Here is a 25396-nt window from a genome sequence, read left to right as displayed (position 1 = left end):
ATTTCATTCAAAAATAACAATAAAATTCTACTTGGTACAAGATTGTGATTCCGTTTATTCTCTAATTTATTAAAAAAATGAATGTTTTAAAAATTAAAACTATTTTTCTAGGAGATTTGTAAAATGCCGCAACTAGGACTTTTTGTTGGCGGATTAGGTGTTGGAGATGTATTAGGTCATGGAATTGGCTTGGTGGGGATATTACTAGCTTGGGATCGCTTTGACCGAGGACCTTCGGCAGCAGATGATTATTTCACCCCTAAAGGATGTGCCCTTTATACTTGGATAGCTCCAGTCAGTGGAACTGTAGTGGTTAAAATGAAAACAAAATCACCCATCAAAATTCCTGAGGCAAACTGTCCTGAGTTCCCCGATGGAATGAGTTTTGACTTTTTGACCCCAGGCTCTGTGAGAGATTATGTAAACCGAATAGAAGTAAAAGCAGGCGGAAGTGCATTTACTTCTATTGCAGACTTTTCATTTGATATATTCGAGGGATCAACCAGAATATATAGTGCAGCTTCAGAAAGTAATTCTTTGAAGATTGAGCTTGCAGATTGGAGTCTCCTCCCAACGGTAGTATCTATCCAAGATAGGCCAACACCGCAGCCTTGGGATGATAGACTTGAGGGGAGCGCGATGATGTTATTTAACGCACTAACTCCAGGTAAAGAGTTATGGAGAGAATTAATGACTCCAAATGCGCCATTAAATTGGTGGCCTACCTGACCCGATAATTTGAGATACAAGAAAAAATACCTAGGCTGCCATTGTCCGATACTCAGATGGGGAGTGGCAGTTTAATTTTTGAAACGATCGTATGTAGTTGTAGTAATACGAGTAATCTTTGAATTTTGTTTTCCAATGGCATTGGTTAGGCATACCTTTTCAGTGGATAAAATTCAATGAGATTTTTAATCAAACCGAGGTAAAACAAGTTGAAGAAAGCATTCTGAATACAAGCAGAAACTTCAAATCACAGACGAATTTTCAATACAAACTAAAAATTAATTTTATTATTCTTCTAATAAATAAGGACTTGTCCATTGCAACAAGTCCTCTTTTCACTAATTAATTTCCCAAGACTAAAACCATAGTACCGTTAGTTAAGTAATTGGTGTAGGTTTAGATCCGTCCTGCCAGAACGTGACGGGAACGACCTTCCCAGGCTTCTCCGATTCCAATTTTAAAAAGAGCTCGTAGAGATCCACGCCAATGTACTGCCCACCGGGCGCCCCGCCGATGATTTCCACCAGCGCCAGGTGCAAGTGAGGTGGAATTCCGCCAAATCGATGGACTCGGCCGAGCAGGTCGCCGCGAGTGACTGTAGTTCCGACTGATATTCCAACTGGTACGTCTATGAGGTGTGTATAGAATCCACCCATCATGTCGTTCGGGGCGCGCATAAAAATTTTAGCGCCGTACTCTTTGCCGTTGTCCTTTGCCGAATCATGCGGTTGAAATTTCGTAATGTGGGCATCGAATGCCGCGTATATCTCGGTGCCCTCGTGGGCTCCAATATCCATTCCGTACTGAACATACCAATTTGTCCCCTGATGACCTCCTTGGTGGGGACCGCCAAGCCCATGGGTAAAGCCCGAATGATTAACAGCTGCGGATACATCCACGTTGAAAGAGCTTCTCCGTTTATTCATAGGGAGACTCCGGCAATAGACTCGCAATTTCTATTGGTATTTCCTCCGAGTCCCACGCGAAACTCTCGCCGGGAATGGCCCCCTCGACATCTTGGATCTTGTTTTGCATGATCAACATCTGATCGTCTGTCAGGTCGCCAATACGAGTATTCACCGTAACACCCTCATGCGATAAAGCCGTAGCTATTGCATTGGCGTATGCGACCGGGTTGTTTCCGTCTGATGCGGGGGCATATCTATGGAATCCGTCCAATATTGACAGGTTCACGTAAGCTGGGCTGCGAAGTAGCAAGGCGATCGCATTGAATCCAGCACCCCATGTCGGGAAAATCAAGAAGTTGTGCCAGTTGAACTTGCCGGGATACTGACCGTAGTCGGGACCACCGGGAGAACCTGTAATGTTCCCAGGGTTGTTGTTAAGCCAAGCAAAGCTGCCGATGGAATTCCGCATTTGCGGATGCCCACGCACAATTTCATCAGCGTGGATCACGTAATTGTAGATTTCCTTCCCATGACCCAGATAATCAGTGGGATCATTAGGGTTCGAATCGGGGAACCAAAGGGATCTTGGAATATTCTTGTCAAATGAGATGTTTCCATTCCAGTACCAAATATGGTCGCCTAGTTCTAGTGTCATTTTACTTACTCCTCTCAAGGTAATTTATTGCTCACAGCAACTAAGACGTCTGATTACGTGCTTGTTTCATGGGCATCCTTACAGATAGGAGTTTAACTTTTCTATTCACTGATACTGCCGTACACTAATGCCCACTAAACACAAAGTGTCTTGTAGCATATTTTTGTATATTATATCACAAATTAATATTTATGTAAATATTTTTATCAAAAATATGATAGTTTTGAATTTAAATTATTTAATTAAAGTTAAATGGAGGCACATAGAACTATTATAGAATTGACTAAGAAATTCAAACTACAACAAGAGCAGTTATTATGTAGTATTCGTGCTTAAGGCTATATTGACGAAGCAGCCTCCAATTATAAGCGGAAGATATGTAAAAGTATTTATAAGTCCACTAGAAACGAACCAAGAAGTTTCATAGCACGGCCTGGAAACGAAAGACGCTATTCCCTCTCCATTAAAACCTACAATTAGAAAGAAAATACCTATTAAGAAAGAAGTTGACGCGTTTTTTAAAATTCTTTTTTCTATTTGTTGCATAATAGTAGACTTAGACTTAAAAGTGGACACGACCAAATGAGTTTCGACATACTGAAACTACTAAAGCAAAGGGCGTGTCAGATATGGGCAAACGAAAAGACGAGGCGTTTAAGGAATATGTGGCCAAACTGATTGTCGATGATGAAAGAAAAGCCACGGAAGTTGCTTATGAAATGGACCTAGTTGCGAGTACAATCCGGCGATGGGTAACCGAGTATCAGGAAAAGAAAGCTCAATTGGCGAATCCGGACGGTGAACAGCTGATGAGCACGAAGGAACTGCAACAGCGGCTCAATGACGCCGAACGGCGTCTGCGAGAACGTGATGAGGAGGTCGAAATCCTAAAAAAGGCCATGCATGTCTTCACCAGAAACCAAACGTGATCTGTGCGTTCATCCAGGCGCATCGGAATGAGTATCACGTCGTGAAGATGTGCCAGGTCCTCGGGGTATCCAAGAGCGGCTTTTACAAATGGCAGGCAAACTTAGTCAGCGGGCAGTTGTCTGAACGCCATGCGAAGCGAGAAGAGATCAAACAGAAGATCGCCCAGGCCTATCACGAAAGCCGTGGCATCTACGGCAGTCCACGCATCCATGAAGAACTGGAGGCATGGGGTTATTCCATATGCGAGCGGACCATCGGCCGTTACATGAAGGAGATGGAACTGAGCGCATTGCCGGAACCTAAGTTCCAAGTGACCACCGATTCGGCGCACGACCAGTTCATCTACCCAAACCTGCTGGAGCGCAAGTTCTAGGTTGCCACACCGAATACCGCTTGGGTCAGCGACATCACCTATATCTGGACAATGGAAGGTTGGCTTTATTTGGCGAGCGTCATGGACCTCTTTTCGCGAAAAATCGTTGGCTGGAGCCTGGATGTCACCATGAAAACCGAATTGCCCCTTGCCGCTCTAAAGCAGGCCCTCATCATCCGAGACCCGGATGCGACCCTAATTCACCATTCCGACCGGGGTTCTCAGTACTGCTCCACCGAATACATCGATTGCCTGAGAGGCAAAGAAATCCAAATCAGCATGAGCCGCAAGGGCGACCCGTATGACAACGCGTGTATCGAATCCTTCCATGCCAGTCTGAAGAAAGAACTTATTTATCGCACCCGCTACAAGACACGAGCGGAAGCCAAGGTAGCCATTGGCTGGTACATCGACAGCTTCTACAACCCGAAGCGCCGCCACTCGACACTCGATTACCTGTCGCCGGTCGAGTACGAGAAAAAGCAGTTTCATCTTTTCAGCGAAACGCTTGTTTCGTGATCATTTGGCAGGCAGCGCCATCGGTTCTGTTCGAAACCGATGGCGCTGCCTATCCGAGCAAGAAAAGCGCAGCAGCCTTTTCTCGATAAAAAAGATAAAATAACCGTGTCCACTTTCTTGTGTCCCATGAACTGAACCCCTTCTCTCCCTTTCTATTTTGATACCGATAATCTGGTGATATGTAAACTAAAACAATATACTGCTTAAACATTGTTATTAATTGGTTCGATTCATGAAATATCTAATGACTTTAAAAGAAACACCCAAAAGTCATTTTTCACTACTATTTTTTGTGGCTCAGTGCCGTTTCTTCTATATAAAAAGTGTTACAATTTTCTACGCTTTAAGCGACATTTAAATTCGTATGAATAATCTCTAATAACCTCTTCACTTCCTGTGAATCCTGAGGATGCATTTCAAGGTATATGTCACTTACTTTTAAAAGATATTTATAAAATGTCTCAAAAGTGACGATTACTTCTGATTCATAGGCGTGAGAAACGTCAATTGTAAACCGTACGCCATCTGTGAAGTACTCTTCTTCCAAAGGATGCATCTCATGAAAAAACTCACAGTTGTGATAGTCTACCGAAAAGCCTTGATTCTGTGAAAAAGATTCTAATGCCCCTAAAAAAAGTATTGGTCCTTTTATAATGAGACTGTAGTAATCACACATAGGCATTAACTCTTGAGGAACCTTTAATTTTTCAGCTAATTTTATCATTTGCCCACCTCTTTAATTAGTTTGTTCTATTACAGGGAAGAAATTAGTTATTTCATTTGTGAATTCGTTTTTGTACCTGTAAAATTGTCACTTACTTGAAGTCACTCCATCAATAGAAATCATGTTACCTAACTTAACTTTAAATGTACCTGTACTTAATCTAACTTGCATCCCTCAAGATTTAAATGGTAGATGCATAATTTGGGGAATGAAAGCGTTCGTAAAAGTACACTTTTACGAACGAAAAAAGTAGTGGTGCTTTCTCTTTAATTTACTGAAACAAGTCTATTGATTGAAATAAAAAAGGCCCTCCCGATTCCGGGAAAGCCTCAGAAAATTTCACTTTGCTTTGAGAACCTTATCGATTTCCTGTTCCAATATTTCCAGTTCCTTTACTCTTTCATTTAACTGCTTCTCAAACTGAATCCCTACATACATCTTTTCTTCATCTTTTTTGAGTTGATTAATTTTCTCTTGAATGGTTTTCACGATACTCATAGGAGATAGCTCCTTTCTTTCTATTAGTGGATCTAGTTGAAAACTACGTTTAAATGCCCTGAAAGCGGATTTTCATTGCCTGCAATACCGCGTTATTGGTTTCATCGCCATAACTAAAATCCAAGCTGACCTCATTGCCGTTAAACAAACTGAGGCCGACTTCCACTAGTTTTCGGGTAGATCCGGTCAACCCTTCATGCGTGGGAATCAGCTTTCCTTTGTCTTCGCTGTATTCCGTCAACAAAGCCAATGGACCGCCTCCCGAATGGATCTCCGTTTTGTCTAACAATCTATAGATAGCTGGAATGCTGGCAATATAAAGGTTCGCCCGGTATTGAGGGTCTGTCCCCTTTCTTTCAAAAAAAGTAATCAGACTGGAAAAATTGGCTTCGTGTTCATTGTCCATGAAATACATATGATTTCCTTTCTGTGTTCCAGGTCACTCAAGTAGCAAAGAGAAGAGAGATTTTGTCTTCCAATAGGCGCTATGGAGGCGAATGGAATTGAAGGAGAGGGAGATCCCCCCTGGTTTCCCGCTCCTTTATTCCATCCCTTTCTTTCAGACTGTCTGCTAGCAAGAGGCATCACCTGAAACACGCTTCATTTTGTCTTTATTATATAGTAAGATGACCTCTTGTTGACGCTAATATAATGAGTTAGCTGCTTCTGAAGTTTACGACTCTTTTAGAAAGACGACGGGCTTTTTGTTTAGTCTTCATAAAAGCAGTTTTTTTCGATAGGGTGTACCCATTTTCATTTTTTACTAATTTCATTCTTTTTTCCATTTTTCGAGTTCCAACAAGACGTTTTCCCAGTAGGTACGATTGGAATGTTGCTGATTCAACTCCTGAAGAGTCCTTGCATGAAGTTTAGTATCTCCAGGGAAACAGGATTTACTTCGTGAATGTTCACATGCTAAGGATTCGATTTTCCTATTTGTTTCTCGAATGTTCTTCAGCAGGGCTTCTTTTGCTAATAAAAGAATCGTTTTTCTTAATTTTTCAGGTGTTTCAACTATATTTCCCACCATAAAAAACCTCCTGTTTTTAAGCAATCAAGCAAGGGGCGTGCCCCTTGCTTGATTCAGTTTTAAAAATAACCTTTTTCCTTCAAGGAAATGCCCTTTTCATTTCCGACAATGACATGGTCAAGCAATTCAATCCCGAGTATCTGTCCGCATTCATCGAGACGTTTGGAAACTTCGATATCCTCGATACTTGGTACAGGGTCAAATGAAGGATGGTTATGAGCTACAATGATACTTTTTCCGTTGTTCAAAATGGCACTTTTGAAGACTTCTCGTGGTGCAACAATGGAGGCGTTAATGGCGCCTATATGGCACCGATGGACGGCTACCACTTTATTTTTGGTATTCAAGACAAGTACGAGAAAAACTTCTCTGTCTTCATCGCCTATCAGCTGGCGTACGGCTTCCATCACTTTTTTCGGACTGCTGCATGTGACCTCTTTCATGAATTCGTATTTCTCCTCGACCTCTAATACTTCTTGTCGTATTCTGATGACCTCAATTAGTTTTTCCATTTGGCATGTCTCCTTTGAATTTGATTTTTGTTTTTGGTTTCCGAAGCACTTCTCTTCCCAAAGGGGAAGATTTTTCCCTTTTGGTAAGTAGAACGGAAGACTCCCATAAAAAACCGTCAATTGAACGTGAAATATCGGAGCGCAGTGAGAATATGTCGCGAAAGTCCATTGACGGTTTTTTCAGGCGCTTAGCCAAAAACAGGATGGTGCAGGTTTCCAGTCTGTTTTTGGCTTAGTGCCTTTGGGATGTATTAAGGTTCGGATTCCAAAAGGAAAAATCGCATGACAACAGCAAAGCCAGCTTTGCTTTCCACTTTTTTTCTGTTGAACTTGGCCCTGCCATTGTCGTGGGAGCGTGAAGAACCGGACAGGAACTTAGAAACGGTTTCCAGTTCGCCAGTTGCGCGTTTTTCGTAAGTGGCCGACTGGTTACGGTTTCTTGTTATCGGCCGGTTTAGATCACAGCGAGATGCACTAAAATGTTTAGCTGCGTCTTTCAGCAGCCATACAAATTAGGAGCAGACCTTTAGGCAATCCCGAAACGGTTTTGATTTCGGTTTAGTGAAATCACGATCGTTTTTCACGGCAATTTTGTAATCATTAAAACGACGTGTGGTTATGGATGCATGTAAGCCAAGGTTTATTCGTAAATAAGGCCGTAAATCACGACCGTATTTTTGTAGTAGTTCACGGTAATTTTGTAATAGTTACACACCGCAAGGGTTTTTATGATGAGGATTTATCTGAAAAAACCTCCTTCCTGTTGGATAATTCGAAAGAGGGAGTGGAAAAGTTTAAAGGGGAAAAGAGAAAAGCAGGTTTCCTGACTGGAGGCAAGGCTGTTCCATTGGGTTAAGAGGACGTCTTACGTAAGGCAGGTTTCATTTGCTGACACTTAATTCAAGGAAGAAGGAAATAAAAAAAGGGCCGGCAAGAATAATTTGCAGGCCCTTTTATAGGAAGTTAACGATTTAGGATTTTAACTCATCCAACAAAATTTCGGCACCTCTTGGACTTAAGGTAATGCCACGTACATATTCCCGGTTTTCAGTCGAAATTTCACCGGTTATCAAACAGGCTCCTGGTGCCAGAGACGGCTTCAGCAAAATGAACTCGTCTTCCATGAAAATCTCAATCGGTGCCTTTTTCTCAATCTGAAGCAGTTCCCGTAATTCGACCGGAATCGCGATCCGTCCCAAGTGGTCTATTCTTCGTACTATTCCTGTGTTTTTCATTTAGGTTCGCTCTCTTTCCCTTATTCCCGCTCCAGTTCAATCTCTTTCGCCTTTTCCGGAGATGCCAGCTGCTTGAAGGCGGTTGCGACTTCCTTCGTTTGGGAATGGTTCGGATTCAGCTGAGTGATGTGCTGCTGCAACTCCATTTTGGACTGGATCTGCGGATTCTTCACCAAGTGCCAGCCGATCGTGATGCCGTGCCGGTAGTCGGCCTTCACGTTCTTTTCCTTCAGGACGCGGCCAATCCGTTCCTGCAGGTGCTTCGCGTTCAGTTGCTGCAGGTGCTGGGTGTCCTTGATGGCTGTCCGGCTCAAGAAACGCTCGGTGTTCAATGATTGGGCCAGTGCCGTTTTCTTCACGAATTGCTGCCCTTCCGCTTTCTTGTGGAAGGTCCGCTGCGTACTTTCCCCGCCCTCGGTTGTCACCGCATAGGCGCCGTTTTCCAGTTTCGTCACCTTCAAGACATCTTCCACCTTCTTGTATTCCCGTACCAGCTCGCCTTTGCTCTCCAGTACGTTCAAGACCGCATACCGGTACTGCAATTCACTTAACGGCAGCATCCGGTTAGTGTTGGTGCGAAGGAAGAACTGGTGGTCGCGTTCGTTTTGTTCCACTGCCGCAAAGACGACCAGGCCGTTTTTGGCATCCAGCAGCTGCAGGGTCGGTTTGTCCGCCAGGGACAGCTGGAGTTTCATTTCCACGGCTTCTTTAACACGCTCCGGATCGATGGATTGATAGAACTCGTTGATTTTCTCGCTTTGAAGCGAATTGAAGTGCTCAATGGTCACCCGCGAGACGTCTTGGACTTCTTTGATGGCTTGTTTGGCCAAATCCAGGTCTTGGGCCCAGGTGGCGATGTAGCCAGTGGAAGCAAGGTCGGTATCAAAGCCGTAATACTGGGAAACGATATAAGCGGCGCATTCCGCTTGCGCTTCCTTATGGCCTCTCGGCAAGTCTTTCATCTCCTGTTCCCGGTGATGCAGCTGACTGTGCGCATATTCATGGATCAGGACCCGGAATTTCTGTTCCGCACTCTTGGAAACGGCGGTGTTGATGACAATCTCCTCGTCATTCCGGTTGTAATAGCCCCCGTATGCCTCTGTTTCGTGTGCTTCTTCCCGGATCGTCAAAGCAATCAAAGGGTTCTCATTGGTCTGCTGGATAAAACGGTTGTATAGATCAGTTAACGATTCGGGTGATTTCAACTCTTCTTGGATGAAATCCCGGACATTGGGAATGTCTTTGCCATCGGTCTGTGAAACATCGAATACTTTTCCCATGACAAATCCGCTGATGCTTTGGCGGATTTCCGATTGCGGATCCCCATTTTCGTCTTTCAGGACTTCACCGGTCTGTTCGTTGATTTTCTGGACTTCGACTTTCTTGAACGAAGGGACCAGGATGTCGATGCTTTTCTCCCCTTTATTGACATGGCGGCCCAATGCTTGCCATTGCTTGAATCCGCGGACCATGGTCGCGTCCGGACGCTGCATCGCGATCAGCAAGACGTTGTTAAAGGAATAGTGATGGCCGCTTGCCATGACGTTCAGCATGTCCTGGAACCGGTTGTTCCGGAACAGCTCCTCCAGGTTCTTCTCGAGCCGGGCATTGATTTCTGTCAGGTCCAGTTTAGTCGACATAGTCAATCACATCCTTTCTGATGTACCAGGCCTCATAAAGGGGTTCAGGTCGCCCGTCGATTCGGACCGGTGCGTAACAGGTGATGGCGTAGTTCCGGATATCTTCTTCAAGATCCAGGATGCCTTCGTATGTAAGTGCCTCAAAGGGCACGGGATCATAGAAACTCAAGATCCGTTTGTCACTTGCGATGATGTCGCTGATGGTCACAAGCATCCGTGTTTCTCCCCTTTCTGCTTACAGAAGCGTCCGTAGATTGTCTGCTTCTTTCTCCTTCAGTCGTGCTTCGATGCTTTGCTCAAGCTTCTCTTCTTCTGGCGGCCAAACTTCTTCCTCATCGAATTCATCAAATCCCAAATCAAAGAGTTCAGATTGGTCGATTTCCTCTTCAATGATCCGGGTGCCGCCGGAAGCTGCTGCAACCATGGTCTTCGGCAATTCTACCGGCTCCTCCGCAACACTCACTTCTTCCATTCTCTTGGGTTTTGAAGAAGGTTCTGGCGGCTTTCCTTGGAACTGGTCCACGTAATTGCCGAAGACCTCCGACTGCCAGGCTTTCTGCAGCTTCATCGGATGAAGGCCGCTGACGAACAGGTAGCTGTCGTTCCGGGAAATGCTGGCCAAATCCCCTTCCGGAATCAAGGAACGTTTGACGTATTGTTCCGATTGGCTCCGGCTTGCACTCGATTTGCCACTCATGAAACCGCCGCTCTGACTTGAAGAGCCGGTCTGGATCTTCGCGGTGGTTTCACCGGCCAATTGAGAGAAGTACTTGATAGTCTCCATGTCCTTGCTTCGTAGGAACAGCAAGGTATCATGGTTCGACAGAATGGAGCGTGCCATTTCTTTTCCATAGATGGATTCAATCTGGCCGTTGTCCTGCACGATGGTATTCATTGATAATCCAAGCCCTCGGCAAGTGGCGAGGACCCGTCCGTATTTCTCGATTTTCCCGATGTTCGCGAATTCATCCAGCAGGAAGATGGTCGGGATCTTCAGTTTCCCTTTGTTTTCATCCGCCATTTTGTAGAATTGGGATATCAACTGATCAAAGAACACGGACGTTAGCGCAGTGAAAGGGTTCTCGTCCATCGGCAGTTTCACATACAGGATGCTCTTCTGCTTCTGGAACTCCCGGAAATTGAAATCGCTCTTTCGGGTCATGTCGCTGATTTTCTTTAAGGTGAAGATACTGACCTGTGAAGCGAACGAGGAAGTGACGCTCGCTCTCGTGTTGCCGCCTAGAGTCGTCAACCCTTTGAGAAGTTCGTAAGCGGGATGGCCTTTTCCGATCTCTTCGTCGACCCATTCCCGGAAAGCTTCTTCATCAGGAGCCACCTTTTCATTGAAGACATCCAGTACGTCCTGCATGCTCGCACCCGGAATTTCGGACTTGCAGTAGACGATCAATCCGGCGAGCATCTTTTGTGCCCGTTCCATGAAGAAATCCTCTTTCCCGTCTTTTGTCGAGTTCTTCGCAATGGTCACCGATACACTTTGTGCATCCTGATCATCCAATACATAATCCAGCAGGTTGTAGCGGTCTTGGTTGAAATTGATGAAGTCGATCTGGAACACTTGATACCCCTGCTCCCGTTTGATGGCAGCCGTCTGATCAAAGAGCTCCCCCTTCGGGTCTGTGACAATTAACGTTTCTTCCTTGTTGTTGAGGAGGTTCGGAATGACGTAGGATTGCCCTTTCCCGCTTCCGCTTGAACCGACAATGTAGACGTTCCGGTTGTCGATGTCCGTCGAACGCGGAATGATGAGCACTTGTTTCTTTTCAGGTACACGGCCCACAATCAATCCATTCTCCAACGAATTCAAGGTCTTTTCCGGTTGGGAAGGATAAAACTTGTTCTGCTTTGAGAATTGTTTTCCGTTAATCACTTCATGCGGCTGGGTAAAGCGTGCCGACCCATGTACACCGAAATCATGTGCATCCTCGTATTTCTCTTCAAACAATCGCATCTTCGACAGGAACCAGCCGAAGAAGACAAGACTCAAAATGCCAACCAATAGCTGCGACTGGCGGTCAGCCTGCCCGGTGATGAAAGACGTGGTACCGGATACATCCAGAAGGATGGCATTCAAGTTTCCTTTCTCATGAATGAAACGCAAAAATCCAGTCACGGTATAGCCAACCAATAAGGAAAGGAGGACGGTGATGCCGATTTTTACTCCCGCCCCTTTTTGCAGTTTCTTTTTCGTCATGTTTGTTCACACCTTTCTTTTTTAGCTTTCCTACAGATTGATTTCCAAACCCAGGTGACGACGCATTCGGGTATTCCGCCCTTTTCGGTTGAGCTTGGCGAGTTGCCCCAGATCCTTTTCGTAACTGTTCGGATGTGCGGCCTGCCTTACCAATTCATCCACTAATTCCGTACTTGCCTGCCCGCTCGGGAAGTGCCCGGTCTGTTGCTGTTCGGACGTCAAGCGCTGATAGAACGAGCTGCTTTGCTGATTCCGGTAATTCGCAAAAGAAGCGGTGCGTTTTTCTTGCTCTTTCTGAGCCGCTTGAAGGCATTCTTTGAACGTAGGTTTTTTGTGGAACGCCGTTTCTTTGGCGAAATGCTTGAGCAAATCCGTTTTCATTTCAAGCGGCAGTGCGTCAACTTTTCGCAACAAGCTTTCTTTTGCATGCGGGAACGTCTGCCGGATCATATCGCTCAACTGCTTATCGAAATGAGTGGCTTTCTCCTGATACCGCTCCACCAACTTTTGCGTGGTATTGAGCTTCACCGATGTCTCGTAGATGGCATTCAGGTCTTTCCCGGTTTTCAGCAGCTGTTCTTTTTCGGTCCCTAATTTGTTGCGCATCAGAGATTGGATCCGGATGCTGTCACTCACTTTCTCCGCTTGGCTGCATACCTTTTTCAATTCATGCCGCTGCAGCTGATGATTCATTTCATGAGGCGGTGGAACGCGTTGCCATTCCCCATCCTTCATTGCTTCAAGCAACTCCGCTTTGAAGTCGACGGTCCGGTCATTGAATTGGTAGCGGTCTTCTATTTCCGGATAAAGTTCGTTGAAGGCATTGTGTACAATCAAGCTGTGTACCCGGAAGCTTCGTTCCAAGTGAGCGGTGACGGTTTCATTCGTTTGTTTCTCTTTGTCCACCGCTTCCCCAAGCTTTTCAAACGCCTCCAATCGTTCAGTAAAGACGGATAAGAAATTTTGAACAGGGAAACCCTGGTCTTTCAAAATAGCAGCGTCTCGTCGTTGGTAAGCGCTGTGTGTCGCATTCAAAATGGTGTGCGTAACGCTGGTTTCCACTTGTTTCGGTTCCAGCGTTCGCTCTTCCCAGCGGTAGAGTCCTTCCAATTGTTTGTGGACGGTCTGGAGCGACACATTTCCATTTAACCGGCCTTCCATAAACCGCAGGCTTTTTTGGTAGTCACTATCCAATTGCTGCATGACTTCCATGGAATGATGGTGAAGGATGGATTGGACGTCCACTGTTTTTTGCTTCGCTGAAAGGAAAGTAATTTTCTGATTCAGCTGTTTGATTTCGGCATTGGTTTTCCGGATTTCCTGATTCAATTGGTGGTAGAAGGTCTTTGCTTCCAATCCCTTTTTCTCCATCCGTTTGACGTACTGATATTCGTTGCGCTCCATGCGGATCTCAGGGATTCGATCCAGTCCCTGCTCTTCAAAAGAAAGCGCGGAAACGGTTTTCTCGATGCCATGCTCTTTGAATGCCTGGTTGATGGCTTCGGCATAATCCAGACGCCATTTGACGAGCGTCTCCCGTTCGTTCCAATCAGTAGAGGAAACCGTTTGGAAAACCTTTTCGCCGGCATCGTTGCGAAGAATCTCCCCGTCTTGGTCGTACTCATATTGACGGACTTTCTTGTTTCCCCAGCTGCCGTCTTCATTGAACGGGCGGATGGTCAACAAAATATGGGCATGGGGATTATGTACTTTATCGCGGTGGATCGAGACGTCTGCGACCATGCCGGCACCCACAAATTCAGTTTGGACGAATCTTTGAACCAGCTCATGCTGCTGATCTGCGTTTAACTCAATCGGCAAAGCGATAAGCACTTCACGGGCCAATTGGGCATTCCAAGCTTTTTCGATTTTCTCCACTTCGTTCCACAGTTTCTCGCGGTCGAGTGTCCATTCAGGCGCATGGTCAGGCTTGAGGATGAACGAGATCGGAGCAACTTCCCTTTTCCGGAAGCTTTTCATCTCCCCATCCCTTTCGGAATACAACTCTTCCCCGCTTCGGTAACTGGCACTGGCTACAGCGGATTGATTTTTTTTGCTGATGATGTTGGCTTGCAGACGGAAATAGCTCACGTTCTCTCACCTCTTTTTTCTTCTTTTGTTTTCTGGAAACATCCGAAGGCGACAATAAAAGACCGGAGGTTCTTTTCCCAGGCACCACGAAGTGGTGTATAACTGGGCACTCTCCCTTTGGGTTCGGATTTATTATAGCATAATTTTTCCTTTTTTCTCTAGAATAAATTTATTTATATGTTAAAATATTTATATATAAATAAAAAAGAGGTGAAAAAATGGCGGACAATATTGAAAAAATCACAAGCATTGAAGAACAGATCGAGAAGTTGAAAGAGAAACGGAAAGTGCTCGAACAGCAGATGCAAAAGAACATTGGGGCGGAGGTATTGAGATATTGGCAGGTGGAATCAGAACAGGAAGCCATTGACTGGATTCAAAAGCTGGCTGCTCAAGTAAACGGAAAAGAAAAAGCAGCAGAAGAGTGGAATGGCCATGACCAGCAACCGAGATAATCTGGTGAAGTCCGAGGAACTGAAACAGCAGATCAGTGACCTTGAAAGAAGAAAGAAGCGGCTTCAACATGAAGCAAAACGGCGGGCAAGCTGGGAAGAACGGAAAGCGCGGACGAAACGGCTGATTGAGACGGGAGCTTTAGCGGAGAAATACTTCGGTATGGAGAAGCTCTCGGTAGAAGAAAGAGAAAAAGTGTTTCAGACTTTCTCTGGTTTTATAAAAAGTAAATTAAAAATAAAATAGAACAAAGATAAATTTATTAATTAAGAAAGAAGTTAGCTTTCAACAAAGAAAATTATTTTTATTAACCTTTATTCTTGAGATTTATTTAAAGCAGTATGTTGATGCTATTTAATAGACTAAGGGACTACAAGCTAATAATCCGTTCAGTTAAATTGTACAAAATACGAAATAACATTCAAATTAGCCCGCTAATTCGTATTGGAATTAGCGGGCTTTTAAAAACCGTTGAAGGACTGTTCATGGATAGAAAGCATGCTTAATAACTACAATGGCTGCTGATTACATGATGAACGCTATTGAATCTCACTCAAAGGAACTTCTAGTTATTGAACAGTACGATTGAATGGTTAACCCTAAATCATTGAAAAACCTTCTGCTATAGAAAACCTTCTCGTTTTAAATTGTTCTCTTCGTTATATTAACCTCTATCCACTTCTTTTCTTCTTCAAAAAGAAAGTCCCACTTTTTTTGTATTATCCAATTGAATAGCTCTTGAATTTCAACCCGTTCATTCTCAAAGCGGATTAGAAACGCTAAAGCATCTGTCAGTTCTTCGCTGTCAGTGACTCTTTTCCGTTTTAATATCACTTTGATTCGTTCAGATACCGGTACGATGGCGGTCTCATCTCCATGCTTTTTAATGGCTGACATAGCGTAACCTTTCACGGAGGCAGAACGACTTTGTAATGCTTCCAAGAAAACAGGCAGTAACGAATTGTCACCTATTTCACTTAATGCCCAGATAGCCGAACATTTCACATCTCCACTCGGGTTCTCCAGAAGGTGAATTAAATAAGGAATCGATTTATTTGTACCGATATCCGATAAAACAGAACTGGCATACGTAAGGTCATACGGATCCCCGGAATCCTTTAGGATACGGATCAATGCCTCTTCTGCAACAGGGCTTTTACATCCTCGTAGAGATTCGATTGCCGCATGCCTGATGCCCGCACGTTCATCTTGGACAAACTTCAATACGGTTGAACAATCGATTAGGTTTTTTTGTTCTGCGATTCCTCTTAGTATCGACTCCAAAGCATATCTGTCTCTTTCTTTTTCAAGCCATTTCAAAAGGATTGCGGTTGTGCGTTCATCTCCTGTGTTTTCGCCGATTTTTTCAAGAATGAAATAAATGTTCCTTCTGAGGTCTGCGTGTTTGCTTCTTTCCAACAAGGCATCGAGAAAAGGAAGGACAGTTGGGTCATTCAACTGCTCGGCTTTTCGATAAGCCTTCCAGGAAGGAGAATCTTCGCTTGTATAACTCCCATCTCTTTCATCAACAATGAAGTCTGTTGCTGACATTTGTTTAATTAGCTCTAGCAGGTCTTTTTCGTTCACCGAGTAAGTCTCCTTAGCAGATAGTTTTATGGCAATACGTGATGGGTTCACCACTGCTTCTATGGCTCTTTTATGTATAGTTATGTGCTTCCGGCTCTTCCAATTCATTTAAGTGTTCTGCCTTTGTTGCTGTTCAGTCAATTCGATATAGAAATAGTAACCATGAAGAGGAAAATGCTCTTTTTACTTACTCCACCAATTTGGATATGACAACCACCATTGTTCTGCTTCGCTCAAAGATTGCTTGATTTGTTGAGCAACTTCATCACTATTCTCTCTATTAAATTGAAAGGCAGCATTTGTTTCTTTCCCGATTCGCGTACGGTTAAAAGGAGACCCTCCTCCAATTTGATAAACTTTCAATCTGTTAGGTGGCCGGAGTTCCCCGGTAATATCATCTCTGTATCCTTCTGGTGAACATTTTGAGATTTCTACATACAGAGTGCCTCCCCACATACTAAATTGAAACATGAGCAATTCAAGTTGATGCTTAGATTTTCTATAAAAGTGAGGAAAGGTTCCTTTAAACCCTTTTTCCCTTAGATGTGGTATCACGTATTTCTTTAAAGATTCTATCATTGCATCACGTTCTGCACTCATAGCTCTCGCCTCCCCTTCTCTTTCATAGGAGTTTCTTCACTCCCTTGCTCCTCCCCTTTCGTTTTACTAGAGTAATGAGATTCGAGTTTAATCTTCCTTTACTTCAATTATGAACCATTCCTCAGTTGTATTTAGGCGTAAAAGGGATAAGTGCTCTTCCGCTTCTCCTTGTGTCTGGAAAATCTTTTCTGTGTTCTCTTCAACCAAAACAACACCGGTTGAAGATCTAAGTAGGTATGACATTCCTTGCCCCCTCCTTCTAAGTCTTCGGTCTAAGTACGCTAAGTATTGCACTATCTGTTTACGAACTTCAACTTACTTCGCTATATTACAAAGTTTTTAAATAGCTAGCTAATCATTTTTTTGTTCTATAGAAACCGATAATGACTGCAGCGATAGAACCGGCAATTAGAAGACGTTTATATTCTGTAATTCATTTGTAGATCATTATCCACTACCCTAATAATTAGAACTGTCTCTACTATCTCTTACAGTTATTTTACGCAGCATAAAAAACCTGCTTTTTTCCATAAGATATAAATCTTCTTTACAAAACTAGTTTTATTTTGAGTATGAGAATTATGTTAGTTTCGTTTTCTTCTACTAAAAGCTGCAAGAGCAATTACAATGAAAACTATAATAACTGCTACCGCTATCCAGGAATAAAGCAATCGGATATATTCCATTTATGCCTCTCCTTCCTAAGCTAAGGAATAAATTCAAAACTCAAGTGCAATTATTAACTTATATCCTTTTAAGAAAAATACATATTTTCAAATTTTGATTCCTTTGAATTCCTTCAGCCTCATACTTGATTATGAATAAAAGTGACCAATCAGATGCGTTATAGCAAGAAGCCGGCCTCTTCCCTTTTGGAAGCCAGCTGTCATCTTTTCGTTAATCATATATGCGTATGCACATATACAGACATATACGTATGCAGATGCTAAATAGTTTAAAGTTTCATTTCTAAGAGGAAGATTAATTCTAACGCAAGTAGAAATATCTACCTAACACAAGTAGATATTTCTACTTGTGTTAATCTGGCTGTCATTAAAGAATGCAGTCATGTAATCAAACAGATAGCCATATTCTTTTAGCTTATGCTAATAATGCATTTAGCATAAACTAATAATTTTAGATGGAAATGAGGAGTTCTCTTTCTCAAGCTTAATTAGGTTTTAAATATTTTCGTTAAAAATAAGTATTTTACGAACATATAAAAATTCAATGCAGGAAAGACGATATGTACCCTATTTTTCTGTCCATTTGAAGTTCATTTCATATGCAGCTTCATCTTTTCTTTTATCACCTTCTACACTTTTTCAATCCTTTTAATCGAATAGTTTTGCAATTTAAAATTATTGATTTATAATAAATCTTATAAGTTTACTAAGAATTAGGAGTGATACAATGACAACAAAACAAATAGCAAAAGTCGAAACGAACGGAACTTGGGATGGAAATCTAAAGACTTCTATTTATGCTAGAGATTTTTCGCCTTTTATAGTAGATGAACCGGAATATTTGGGAGGCACCAATGAAGGCCCGAATCCGATTGAGTATGTATTAGGTGGATTGACGGGTTGTACATCCGTAATGATCGGATTGATAGCGAAGGAGAAGAACTTTTCTTTTCAAGGAGTGGAATTTAAAAATAACGGCACAATAGACGCGCGTGGCATGATGGGAGTTGAAGGAGTTTCTCCTCATTTTCAAAGTGTTGGCTTTGAGGCGATATTTTCAACAGATGAAAGCGACGATCGGCTGGAAGAATTAAAAGAAGAAGTGGAAAAAAGATGTCCGGTATACAATCTAATTGTCGATGCTGGTGTGGCGATTGAATCGAAATGGTATAAAAAATAAGATTTGGACATCTCGCTACTGATGGAGATAAACCATTTATAAAAATACAATTTTATAAACGAAAAGGGAGAGAAGATGAGCTTTAATTAGCCTCTTCTCTCCCTTTGTATTCATGCAGCTTCTGATAATACGGTCATATGTTAAGTAACTGTGGTCTACATTACATATTCAACTGAAACGCCCAGCTGCTGAAGCAATTCAAAGTACGTGGGACAGGTCTTGGAAACACAGCCCGAATCGTTGATGCGGATGCCCGGGATCCCGGAACCGATCAATGCCAAGGACATCTCCACCCGATGATCATTATACGAGTTCAGTGTGGCGGCTTGCGGCGTTCCGGGATAAACCGTCAGCATGAAAGGAATTTTACAATCTAATTCGTTTTCAGTGTACAACGAATGCAATTGTCCATGAATAGACGTATTTGGCCTATACTTTGCATTTATGAACGCAAAGTATTTATCCCAACCTTCATTTGGCAGATATACGACTGTCGTTGCACAAATATCATAGCAAATGTTAGAAGAAACATTTTCAATTTCAAAAGAATGATCAGGGTTTAAAAATTGAGATATTTTATTTTTATTGTTTTCTTCCTCAGTATACTTTTTCACAAGGTTTGTTAAAAAAAAGAATCAAAAGATTATACATTCATTATTTAGAAACAGCAGAAAACGCTCCATCCTTTTAGAGATTTAATTATAGCCTTTTTCCTTCCATTATTTAACCAACATCTTTTTCGATTGTTGTTGTGTTTACAATAATGTTTTTATTGTTTTAACTGTTTAAACTGTTTTAGAGAGGTCTAAACCCTTGATAGCATTGGCTTTGAAGGACTTAAAAGCCACACTTTCGGTCCTAACTGCCACGGTTTCGGGTTTTAAAGCCACACATCCGATTCCAACTGCCACGGTTTCGGTTTCCAGTGCCGCACTTTCGGTTCTTAAAGCCACGTTTACGGTTTCAAGGCCACACTTTCGGTTTGATAAACCACACTTTCGGTCTTTGTATCCTAAAGCATCCGTTGAAATGGGTGATTTTAAGGTCTGAATCAGTAACATAGCTTAAAAAGCCACACTTTCGGTCTTAGAATCTTGTGTTCTTTCTTGATAAGAGCCGATTCTCTTGAAAAACCACACTTTCGGTCTTGAAAATTCCAATTCCGATCTTGAAAAGCCACAAAAATAAAAACAAGTGGTTTTATGGTCTTTTATCTGCTTTATATAGTATGATTCAAAGTAATAAAGCCACAAAATTTTAAAAGGTGGGCCATTATGAAAAGCAAATACTTAGTCACTCAATCAAATAACTTATTAGAAGCCAGACATAATAACCCTTTGACAACAAGAGAACAGAAAATCGTGTTAACAATGGCCAGCATGATTGAGCCATTTGATGAAGACTTTAAAGATTACCGGATATCATTAAAAGAGTTCAGTGAAATGCTTGGGCTTGCTGGCAGCACGAAGTATAGCGAGATCAAAGAAATTTCCAAAACGCTCATGTCCAAAACGATAGAGATACCGCAAGAAGATGGCGGTTGGTTATTGGTCCATTGGATTTCAAGTGCTAAATACGTTAATGGCGAAGGAGTCTTAGAACTTTCCTTTTCCCCTAAACTAAAGCCTTATATGTTACAGCTGAAAAAACAGTTTACTTCTTATCGCCTAAGCAACATTTTGTCGCTGAATAGCACCTACTCGATTCGATTATATGAATTAATGAAAAAGTGGCAACAACTGAAAAGATGGGAGATTTCTCTTGAAGAGCTAAAGATGAAGTTGGGAGTAATTGAGGGTTCTTACAACAGATATAATCATTTCAAAACACGGGTGCTTTTAAAAGCAGTTAATGAAGTAAATGAGAAGACCGACCTTTCTATCGTCATAAAAGAAATCAAAAAGGGACGCAGTGTTGAAAGGATAGAATTTACTATCCAACGTGCTGCTGAAAAAGAAAGTCTTCTACCGGTTCCAGACGAAGAGTTGGATCAGCTAAAAGTGGAAGAAATGCGTATCAGATTAAATGCTCTAGCTGTAGACTATCAATTCGATGTGGTTTATTTTTCTCAATTATATGAAGGCGCCTATTTGATTTGGAAGGAAGACGTGGAAAAGGAACTGGAACTGCTGATCAGGTATATAAATGAAGATAAAACAATAAAGAATCCACTTGGGTTTATTAAGACGAAAATTAGAGATGCTTGGAAAATTTATCAGGCGGGTGGAAATATCACCTTTGCTGATCTACAGGTAGTCAAACATCGAGGTATTCAGCGGGAGGAACTTTTACCGGACTGGTTTACTATGCCAGACGAAACGCCTCTACCAGAAGAAGTACAACCAGATTCTGAGCCAAGCATTGATTTTTTGAAAGAAAAAGAGGAAGTATTAGAAAAGCTGGCAAAGAAAAAACGAAAAAGCTAAACTTATTTTTAAGTTTAGCTTTTTCAGGTTGCTGAGTAACCCATTTTTATAGAATCTCTATTTTTCTATAGGAGAAAGATCGATTCTCAAATTAGGTTTTTTCGGCCCTCCTTGCCAACAGGATGGCCGTTTTTTTGATATTTTGTGCGGCGGTTGTCAGGAAAGCCTGTTCTTGGACAGATGGGCGCCCCCGACGCCTTGTTGCTTAGCGGGAGCCATGAAGTTCCTTGCATCTGCAAAGCTCCGGTCGGTGGTTTGGCTGCGCAGTTTGTAAAGCTTGCTTCCGCTTTTCGTCCGCTTGTTCTGGCAGACCTTTTCTTTTTCCGCTTCCCAGATGTGGCGAGTGACGGTTCGCTGGTTGCTCTTGGCAGGTAAGCACTCGGGACGCAGCCGGCAATCTGCACAATCCTCTGGGCGGCTCTTATATTGTCGGTAGCCCTTCTGGTCCGTGGTCGTATAGGATAATTTTTAGCCCACCGGGCAGGCTTACGCTTCCAACGATTCGACATACGTAAACAGCCAGCCGCTTGGGCTTCTTCGTGCTCCCGTTTTTGAAACGTATATAGCCCATGATCGCAAAAACGCTTATTCATTGAGTATTTTGTAGATATGTCCGGTGAAATAACCGGCGATCAAGGCGACCGCTTCCACTGGAAAGTTGAATTTTTTCTGCTGGGCGGCCAAACGCGCAAAGTACGGCACGGAATCGCTGGTATTCCCGGCTGTGATAAAGGTATCCGTAATAAAGTTGTACTTGGATTGCTGGTCCAAGTAGAAAAAACCTTGGCGTCTGTCTTCTGCTTGGTCGAGATATACACTAAGGCTTGCTACCGATATTAAATTCAAAACTCATGTGAAATTTTCACTTACACCTTTATAGAAAAATACATATTTTTAAACTTAAATTACTTTGAATTCCTCCAGCCTCATGCTTGATTATGAATAAAAGTGACCAATCAGATGCGTTATAGCAAAAAACAGCCTCTTCCCTTTTGGAAGCCAGCTGCCATCTTTCGTTAATCATATATGCGTATGCACGTATGCAAATGCTAAATAGTTTAAAGTTCCCTTTCAAAGAGGAAGATTAATTCTAACGAAAGTAGAAATATCTACCTAACAAAAGTAGATATTTCTACTTGTGTTAATCTGACTGTCATTAAAGAACGCAGTCATGTAATCAAATAGAATGCCGAATTCCTTTAGCTTATGCTAATAATGCATTAGAAATAATCAAAGGAGATAATATTCCTTTTCATTATGGATTCGGTAGATCTTCACTTCTTCTCCAGTTCTGGAAAACGTAATAAAATGATTAGATTCTCGCGGCCACAGCCCTCTCGAAACGCCTTCAAGTCTTCCGATAGGCGCTTGATTGATTTCACAGCAGAACACTTGGCCATCTATTTCAAGAGCAAAGTACACCAAATCCCTTAGGATGTTGATGGCAAAATGTCTCCATTTAATGCTTGTGGTTCCTCTTAAACTGGGTTCTTCTTGGATTCAGGAAAGATCTGGACCAACGGTTTGCGAGCCAGATAGCCGAGCCTTTCCCTTTGACCAGAGCCATCCCTTCCATAATGTCTGGTTTCTCTGGCAAGTCGGATTCATACCTGAAAACTGGCTTTCCTTTCAAATTGAACAATAAGAGCTTTTCATTCGGCAAAGTTTCTTTGAACCCTTCATAATAATAGCTGATCCAAATTCCCTCAGTGCCAATAACCACTCCTTCTATTGCATCACCAACATCAAAGGAATCTAGTACCGTTCCCGACAGATCTATGATGAACACATTATCGTCATGCATGTTGTTTCTGCGTTGCACCAGAAGAATCCATTCTTTATCAAGCCAGCGGATAAAAGGATTGTAATCAGTGATTGGAGACATAAGCCAAACTCCATGAATGAAAACTCAAAGTTTCCGATGAGCTACAGCATAGAGGACTAACCCATACTAATCCCGCCAATCGACGTAGCAAATTGAATACGTTTCGAAATGGGCATCTTTTTTAGAAAAACGATTTCTTCCTCTATGGTTATAGACAAATCACTCACTTCCTAGCTTATGGTGAATAGAATCCATTCTTATTCTCTAATTCAATTGTATTTTTTCATAAAGCATATGCACATATACGCGTATACTCATATGCAGATGTAAAAAAGAATAGCGTCCTATGTAAATTTTGAAGTTCCATTCAGCAAAAGTAGAAATATCCACCTCGCAAAGGTGGATATTTCTACTTTTGTTGATTATTCAGATGTGTCGTTAAAAAAATCAGTCATGAAGTTAAATTGTTTTCGTTGTCGATCAGTCAATTCGTTTCGGGCATAGTAATCAACTAACTCAGATATAATCGCATATGTTTTATTTTCATCCATGAATTTTCCTAGAACCCCAATTTGTACATGAAGATCAAGCGGAACTTTTATGGACTTAACATTATTACTTTTGCCAACTACTGACTTAGGTTTTCGTACTTGCTCTTTTTTTACTTCTTTTGAAGTTTGCGTTTCCGGCACCTTCACTTCAGCAGATACTTTAGAAGTCTTTGTTTGATTAGTAGGCGGTTTAATCGTTGGGGTCTCTTTTTTTACTTCATTATTCGTAAACTTGAAATCGTTTTGATTGTTGACAATGATTGGTTTAGGCCGTTCCAACGTCTTGGACTTAGGTTTTTTTTGAATAAGGGGTCCTTTTCTTGATGCTTCAGACATATTCTCCTTCCTCCTCAAAGCGCGCTAGCTTTTCTTCCATTTCGTCAACAACGTCTAGGAAGATTTGATGTGCTTTTCGATCGTGATGATCGTCATTTTTTATACCTGTCATATCCCATGCCTTTAAACGTTCTAAGTGTTTGATTACGTTTTTGAATACATTGTCTTCTCCAAAAAGTTCTGTGGCGCGTTCTACAGTGCTTTGATCAACTCGTCCACCAGCTCTTAAGAGCACTGGCAATACACCAAGCACTTGGATATCAGCATCATATTCATCAGCCATAAACTGCAGATACGATACATAAGTTTCTGCACCTTCCAGGGACAGTTCTTGTGCTTGTAAGATGATTAAAACGTAATCTGAAGCCATCATTGCATTATCAGAGTAATCACTAATTGTTGGTGGTACATCAATAAAGATGTAATCATAATTTGCTTTTAAGGGTTCAAGTAATTGTTTGAGATATGTTATTTGGTCAATATCATTTTGAAAGTTTTGATATAAAAACTTAGAGAAGTTTTTAAATGACACAGCTGCTGGAATTAAATCAAGATTTTCAGAAACGTGTAAAACTACGCTTGTTAGGTCCCCTTCTTTGAATCCATCGAAAATCGTTTTATCAATTTCATTAATCCCGGCAGAACGTGCAATTAATGTGCTGGCATTTCCTTGAGGATCCATATCGACTAACAAGACTTTTTTATTATGTACTGTGGCATATTCCCAACTGGTCATTACGGAAACTTTTGTCTTGCCCACGCCACCTTTAAAGTTACCTACTACAATTGTTTTTGCTGTCATTGTAATTCCTCCTTAATTTTCCTACTTCGCACTTTTCTACCTAACAAACTTCCACCCGTGTATATATCCGATAATAACATAAGTAGAAGTTGGTGAGGATAAAAAATAAAATGTAATACAATTGTAATATTTTCATCTTCTCCTATACATAGGTAGAAAAGTAGAAATATCTACCTGTGCGAGAACGGAAGCCAATCTAACAGAAGTAGAAAAGTAGAAATATCTACTTCTGCAAAGATGAAAATAGTTATAACAGAAGTAGAAAAGTGGAAATATCTACTTCTGCGAGAATGTCTCTCAATCTAACAAAAGTAGAAAAGTAGAAATATCTACCTTTGCGAGAGAATGACTAAATCTAACGAAAGTAGAAAAGTAGAAATATCTACTTCTGCGAGAATAGAATTCTTCCGAACGAAAGTAGAAATATCTACTTTTGTGAAGATGTTTTAAAAAATAAGATGAGCTAAAGTACTGAGAAATCAACTTTTGGAAGGAGAAGATGATTTTTATAATCTACCTTCCTATAAACATAAGTGGATAAGTGGAAATATCTACTTATGCGAGAATAAGAATCATTCTAACGAGAGTAGAAAAGTAGAAATATCTACCCATGCGAGATTGAAAGTAAATATAACAGAAGTAGATAAGTAGAAATATCTACTTCTGCGAGAATAGGATTCATTCTAACAAAAGTGGAAAAGTGGAAATATCTACCCGTGCAAAAATGAAGTTCATTCTAACAAAAGTAGAAAAGTAGAAATATCTACCTTTGCGAAGTTCGACTTCATTCTCGCATAGGTAGAAAAGTAGAAATATCTACCTTATATGAGAGAGAAACCTTGATTTGACGCTGTTTACAGACCCAATTGGTTGCTTTACCTTAAGAAATAGAGA

General features: G+C 41.8%; 29 protein-coding genes and 2 pseudogenes. 9 read left to right on the top strand and 22 right to left on the bottom strand.

Translation table 11 applies throughout. The annotated features are described in order from the left end of the window. The first annotated feature begins 123 nt into the window (after window positions 1–123). Window positions 124–729: a hypothetical protein gene (locus ACSFXN_RS18225; RefSeq protein WP_437151649.1), complete on the top strand. Its 606-nt coding sequence runs from the start codon at window positions 124–126 to the stop codon at window positions 727–729. 30 nt (window positions 730–759) lie between these two features. On the opposite strand, the gene ACSFXN_RS18220 is transcribed toward ACSFXN_RS18225, so the two are convergent. The 3 genes from ACSFXN_RS18220 to ACSFXN_RS18210 form a co-directional block, all read right to left on the bottom strand. After that, on the bottom strand, window positions 760–882 hold the full coding sequence (locus ACSFXN_RS18220; protein ID WP_437151647.1) for an IS3 family transposase: 123 nt from the start codon (window positions 880–882) through the stop codon (window positions 760–762). A 224-nt stretch (window positions 883–1106) separates the two neighbouring features. Next, a complete protein-coding gene (locus ACSFXN_RS18215; RefSeq protein ID WP_437151645.1) occupies window positions 1107–1655 on the bottom strand; it encodes a M23 family metallopeptidase in 549 nt (182 codons plus the stop codon). Beyond that, window positions 1648–2292, bottom strand: coding sequence for a hypothetical protein (locus ACSFXN_RS18210; RefSeq protein WP_437151643.1), 645 nt, complete (start codon window positions 2290–2292; stop codon window positions 1648–1650). Before ACSFXN_RS18210 ends, ACSFXN_RS18215 begins: the two co-directional genes overlap by 8 nt. 629 nt (window positions 2293–2921) lie before the next feature. Between ACSFXN_RS18210 and ACSFXN_RS18205 the strand changes: the two genes are divergently transcribed. The 3 genes and pseudogenes from ACSFXN_RS18205 to ACSFXN_RS18195 form a co-directional block, all read left to right on the top strand. Next, window positions 2922–3221 carry a transposase gene (locus ACSFXN_RS18205; protein ID WP_437151641.1) on the top strand — a complete coding sequence of 100 codons (300 nt, stop codon included), beginning with the start codon at window positions 2922–2924 and terminating at the stop codon, window positions 3219–3221. Between the two features lie 47 nt (window positions 3222–3268). Continuing rightward, the gene (locus ACSFXN_RS18200) at window positions 3269–3595 is read left to right on the top strand and encodes an IS3 family transposase (protein ID WP_437151715.1); all 327 of its coding nucleotides are present in this window, start codon (window positions 3269–3271) and stop codon (window positions 3593–3595) included. A 15-nt stretch (window positions 3596–3610) separates the two neighbouring features. Then, a pseudogene (locus tag ACSFXN_RS18195) lies at window positions 3611–4114 on the top strand (IS3 family transposase); the annotation flags it as partial. Window positions 4115–4457: 343 nt separating this feature from the next. Here ACSFXN_RS18195 and cdiI read toward each other — a convergent pair. The 5 genes from cdiI to ACSFXN_RS18170 form a co-directional block, all read right to left on the bottom strand. Further along, window positions 4458–4838, bottom strand: a complete 381-nt coding sequence (cdiI, locus tag ACSFXN_RS18190) for a ribonuclease toxin immunity protein CdiI (RefSeq protein WP_437151639.1) — start codon at window positions 4836–4838, stop codon at window positions 4458–4460. 339 nt (window positions 4839–5177) lie between these two features. Further along, on the bottom strand, window positions 5178–5336 hold the full coding sequence (locus tag ACSFXN_RS18185; RefSeq protein WP_437151637.1) for a hypothetical protein: 159 nt from the start codon (window positions 5334–5336) through the stop codon (window positions 5178–5180). A 49-nt stretch (window positions 5337–5385) separates the two neighbouring features. After that, complete coding sequence (locus ACSFXN_RS18180; protein WP_437151635.1) at window positions 5386–5751, bottom strand: hypothetical protein; 366 nt, start codon at window positions 5749–5751, stop codon at window positions 5386–5388. Window positions 5752–6105: 354 nt separating this feature from the next. Continuing rightward, the gene (locus ACSFXN_RS18175; RefSeq protein ID WP_437151633.1) at window positions 6106–6366 is read right to left on the bottom strand and encodes a hypothetical protein; all 261 of its coding nucleotides are present in this window, start codon (window positions 6364–6366) and stop codon (window positions 6106–6108) included. Window positions 6367–6425: 59 nt separating this feature from the next. Then, window positions 6426–6878, bottom strand: a complete 453-nt coding sequence (locus tag ACSFXN_RS18170; RefSeq protein WP_437151631.1) for a JAB domain-containing protein — start codon at window positions 6876–6878, stop codon at window positions 6426–6428. Window positions 6879–7500: 622 nt separating this feature from the next. On the opposite strand from ACSFXN_RS18170, the gene ACSFXN_RS18165 reads away from it, so the two are divergent. Continuing rightward, a complete protein-coding gene (locus ACSFXN_RS18165; protein ID WP_437151629.1) occupies window positions 7501–7734 on the top strand; it encodes a hypothetical protein in 234 nt (77 codons plus the stop codon). Between the two features lie 115 nt (window positions 7735–7849). Here ACSFXN_RS18165 and ACSFXN_RS18160 read toward each other — a convergent pair whose 3' ends face one another. The 5 genes from ACSFXN_RS18160 to mobQ are packed head-to-tail and all read right to left on the bottom strand — an operon-like array spanning window position 7850 to window position 14056. Then, complete coding sequence (locus ACSFXN_RS18160) at window positions 7850–8113, bottom strand: hypothetical protein (protein WP_437151627.1); 264 nt, start codon at window positions 8111–8113, stop codon at window positions 7850–7852. A gap of 20 nt (window positions 8114–8133) precedes the next feature. Continuing rightward, window positions 8134–9753: an ArdC-like ssDNA-binding domain-containing protein gene (locus ACSFXN_RS18155; protein ID WP_437151625.1), complete on the bottom strand. Its 1620-nt coding sequence runs from the start codon at window positions 9751–9753 to the stop codon at window positions 8134–8136. Next, complete coding sequence (locus ACSFXN_RS18150; RefSeq protein ID WP_437151623.1) at window positions 9743–9967, bottom strand: hypothetical protein; 225 nt, start codon at window positions 9965–9967, stop codon at window positions 9743–9745. Before ACSFXN_RS18150 ends, ACSFXN_RS18155 begins: the two co-directional genes overlap by 11 nt. 21 nt (window positions 9968–9988) lie before the next feature. Continuing rightward, window positions 9989–11965, bottom strand: a complete 1977-nt coding sequence (locus ACSFXN_RS18145; RefSeq protein WP_437151621.1) for a VirD4-like conjugal transfer protein, CD1115 family — start codon at window positions 11963–11965, stop codon at window positions 9989–9991. 30 nt (window positions 11966–11995) lie between these two features. Beyond that, window positions 11996–14056, bottom strand: a complete 2061-nt coding sequence (mobQ, locus tag ACSFXN_RS18140) for a MobQ family relaxase (RefSeq protein ID WP_437151620.1) — start codon at window positions 14054–14056, stop codon at window positions 11996–11998. 218 nt (window positions 14057–14274) lie between these two features. Here mobQ and ACSFXN_RS18135 point away from each other — a divergent pair, with 218 nt between their 5' ends. Together ACSFXN_RS18135 and ACSFXN_RS18130 are read left to right on the top strand one after the other, a co-directional pair. Next, window positions 14275–14511 carry a hypothetical protein gene (locus ACSFXN_RS18135; RefSeq protein ID WP_437151618.1) on the top strand — a complete coding sequence of 79 codons (237 nt, stop codon included), beginning with the start codon at window positions 14275–14277 and terminating at the stop codon, window positions 14509–14511. Continuing rightward, complete coding sequence (locus tag ACSFXN_RS18130; protein WP_437151616.1) at window positions 14492–14755, top strand: hypothetical protein; 264 nt, start codon at window positions 14492–14494, stop codon at window positions 14753–14755. Before ACSFXN_RS18135 ends, ACSFXN_RS18130 begins: the two co-directional genes overlap by 20 nt. A 396-nt stretch (window positions 14756–15151) precedes the next feature. Here ACSFXN_RS18130 and ACSFXN_RS18125 read toward each other — a convergent pair whose 3' ends face one another. The 3 genes from ACSFXN_RS18125 to ACSFXN_RS18115 form a co-directional block, all read right to left on the bottom strand. Beyond that, the gene (locus ACSFXN_RS18125; protein WP_437151614.1) at window positions 15152–16096 is read right to left on the bottom strand and encodes a HEAT repeat domain-containing protein; all 945 of its coding nucleotides are present in this window, start codon (window positions 16094–16096) and stop codon (window positions 15152–15154) included. 183 nt (window positions 16097–16279) lie between these two features. Then, window positions 16280–16696 carry a DUF4304 domain-containing protein gene (locus tag ACSFXN_RS18120; protein ID WP_437151613.1) on the bottom strand — a complete coding sequence of 139 codons (417 nt, stop codon included), beginning with the start codon at window positions 16694–16696 and terminating at the stop codon, window positions 16280–16282. Between the two features lie 87 nt (window positions 16697–16783). Further along, a complete protein-coding gene (locus ACSFXN_RS18115) occupies window positions 16784–16939 on the bottom strand; it encodes a hypothetical protein (RefSeq protein ID WP_437151611.1) in 156 nt (51 codons plus the stop codon). 1170 nt (window positions 16940–18109) lie between these two features. On the opposite strand from ACSFXN_RS18115, the gene ACSFXN_RS18110 reads away from it, so the two are divergent. Beyond that, window positions 18110–18562, top strand: coding sequence for an OsmC family protein (locus ACSFXN_RS18110; RefSeq protein ID WP_437151609.1), 453 nt, complete (start codon window positions 18110–18112; stop codon window positions 18560–18562). Between the two features lie 155 nt (window positions 18563–18717). Here ACSFXN_RS18110 and ACSFXN_RS18105 read toward each other — a convergent pair whose 3' ends face one another. After that, a complete protein-coding gene (locus tag ACSFXN_RS18105) occupies window positions 18718–18957 on the bottom strand; it encodes a hypothetical protein (protein ID WP_437151607.1) in 240 nt (79 codons plus the stop codon). A gap of 879 nt (window positions 18958–19836) precedes the next feature. On the opposite strand from ACSFXN_RS18105, the gene ACSFXN_RS18100 reads away from it, so the two are divergent. Further along, window positions 19837–20988 carry a replication initiation protein gene (locus ACSFXN_RS18100; RefSeq protein WP_437151605.1) on the top strand — a complete coding sequence of 384 codons (1152 nt, stop codon included), beginning with the start codon at window positions 19837–19839 and terminating at the stop codon, window positions 20986–20988. Between the two features lie 156 nt (window positions 20989–21144). Here ACSFXN_RS18100 and ACSFXN_RS18095 read toward each other — a convergent pair. The 5 genes and pseudogenes from ACSFXN_RS18095 to ACSFXN_RS18075 all read right to left on the bottom strand — a co-directional run. After that, window positions 21145–21435: pseudogene (locus tag ACSFXN_RS18095) on the bottom strand (transposase); the annotation flags it as partial. Window positions 21436–21573: 138 nt separating this feature from the next. Then, window positions 21574–21834 carry a hypothetical protein gene (locus ACSFXN_RS18090; RefSeq protein WP_437151604.1) on the bottom strand — a complete coding sequence of 87 codons (261 nt, stop codon included), beginning with the start codon at window positions 21832–21834 and terminating at the stop codon, window positions 21574–21576. A gap of 613 nt (window positions 21835–22447) precedes the next feature. Continuing rightward, window positions 22448–22873, bottom strand: coding sequence for a hypothetical protein (locus ACSFXN_RS18085; protein WP_437151602.1), 426 nt, complete (start codon window positions 22871–22873; stop codon window positions 22448–22450). A gap of 362 nt (window positions 22874–23235) precedes the next feature. Then, window positions 23236–23700 (bottom strand): hypothetical protein, encoded by a 465-nt coding sequence (locus ACSFXN_RS18080; protein ID WP_437151601.1) that lies wholly within the window; start codon window positions 23698–23700, stop codon window positions 23236–23238. Further along, on the bottom strand, window positions 23693–24502 hold the full coding sequence (locus ACSFXN_RS18075; protein ID WP_437151600.1) for an AAA family ATPase: 810 nt from the start codon (window positions 24500–24502) through the stop codon (window positions 23693–23695). The genes ACSFXN_RS18080 and ACSFXN_RS18075 overlap by 8 nt, the downstream gene beginning before the upstream one ends. Window positions 24503–25396 lie beyond the last annotated feature (894 nt).

It is taken from the genome of Planococcus sp. 1R117A (assembly GCF_051417975.1).
In the GTDB taxonomy this organism is placed as follows: domain Bacteria; phylum Bacillota; class Bacilli; order Bacillales_A; family Planococcaceae; genus Planococcus; species Planococcus shenhongbingii.
Note: the sequence above shows the minus strand (reverse complement) of the source record. Positions and strands in the feature narration are given on the sequence as shown.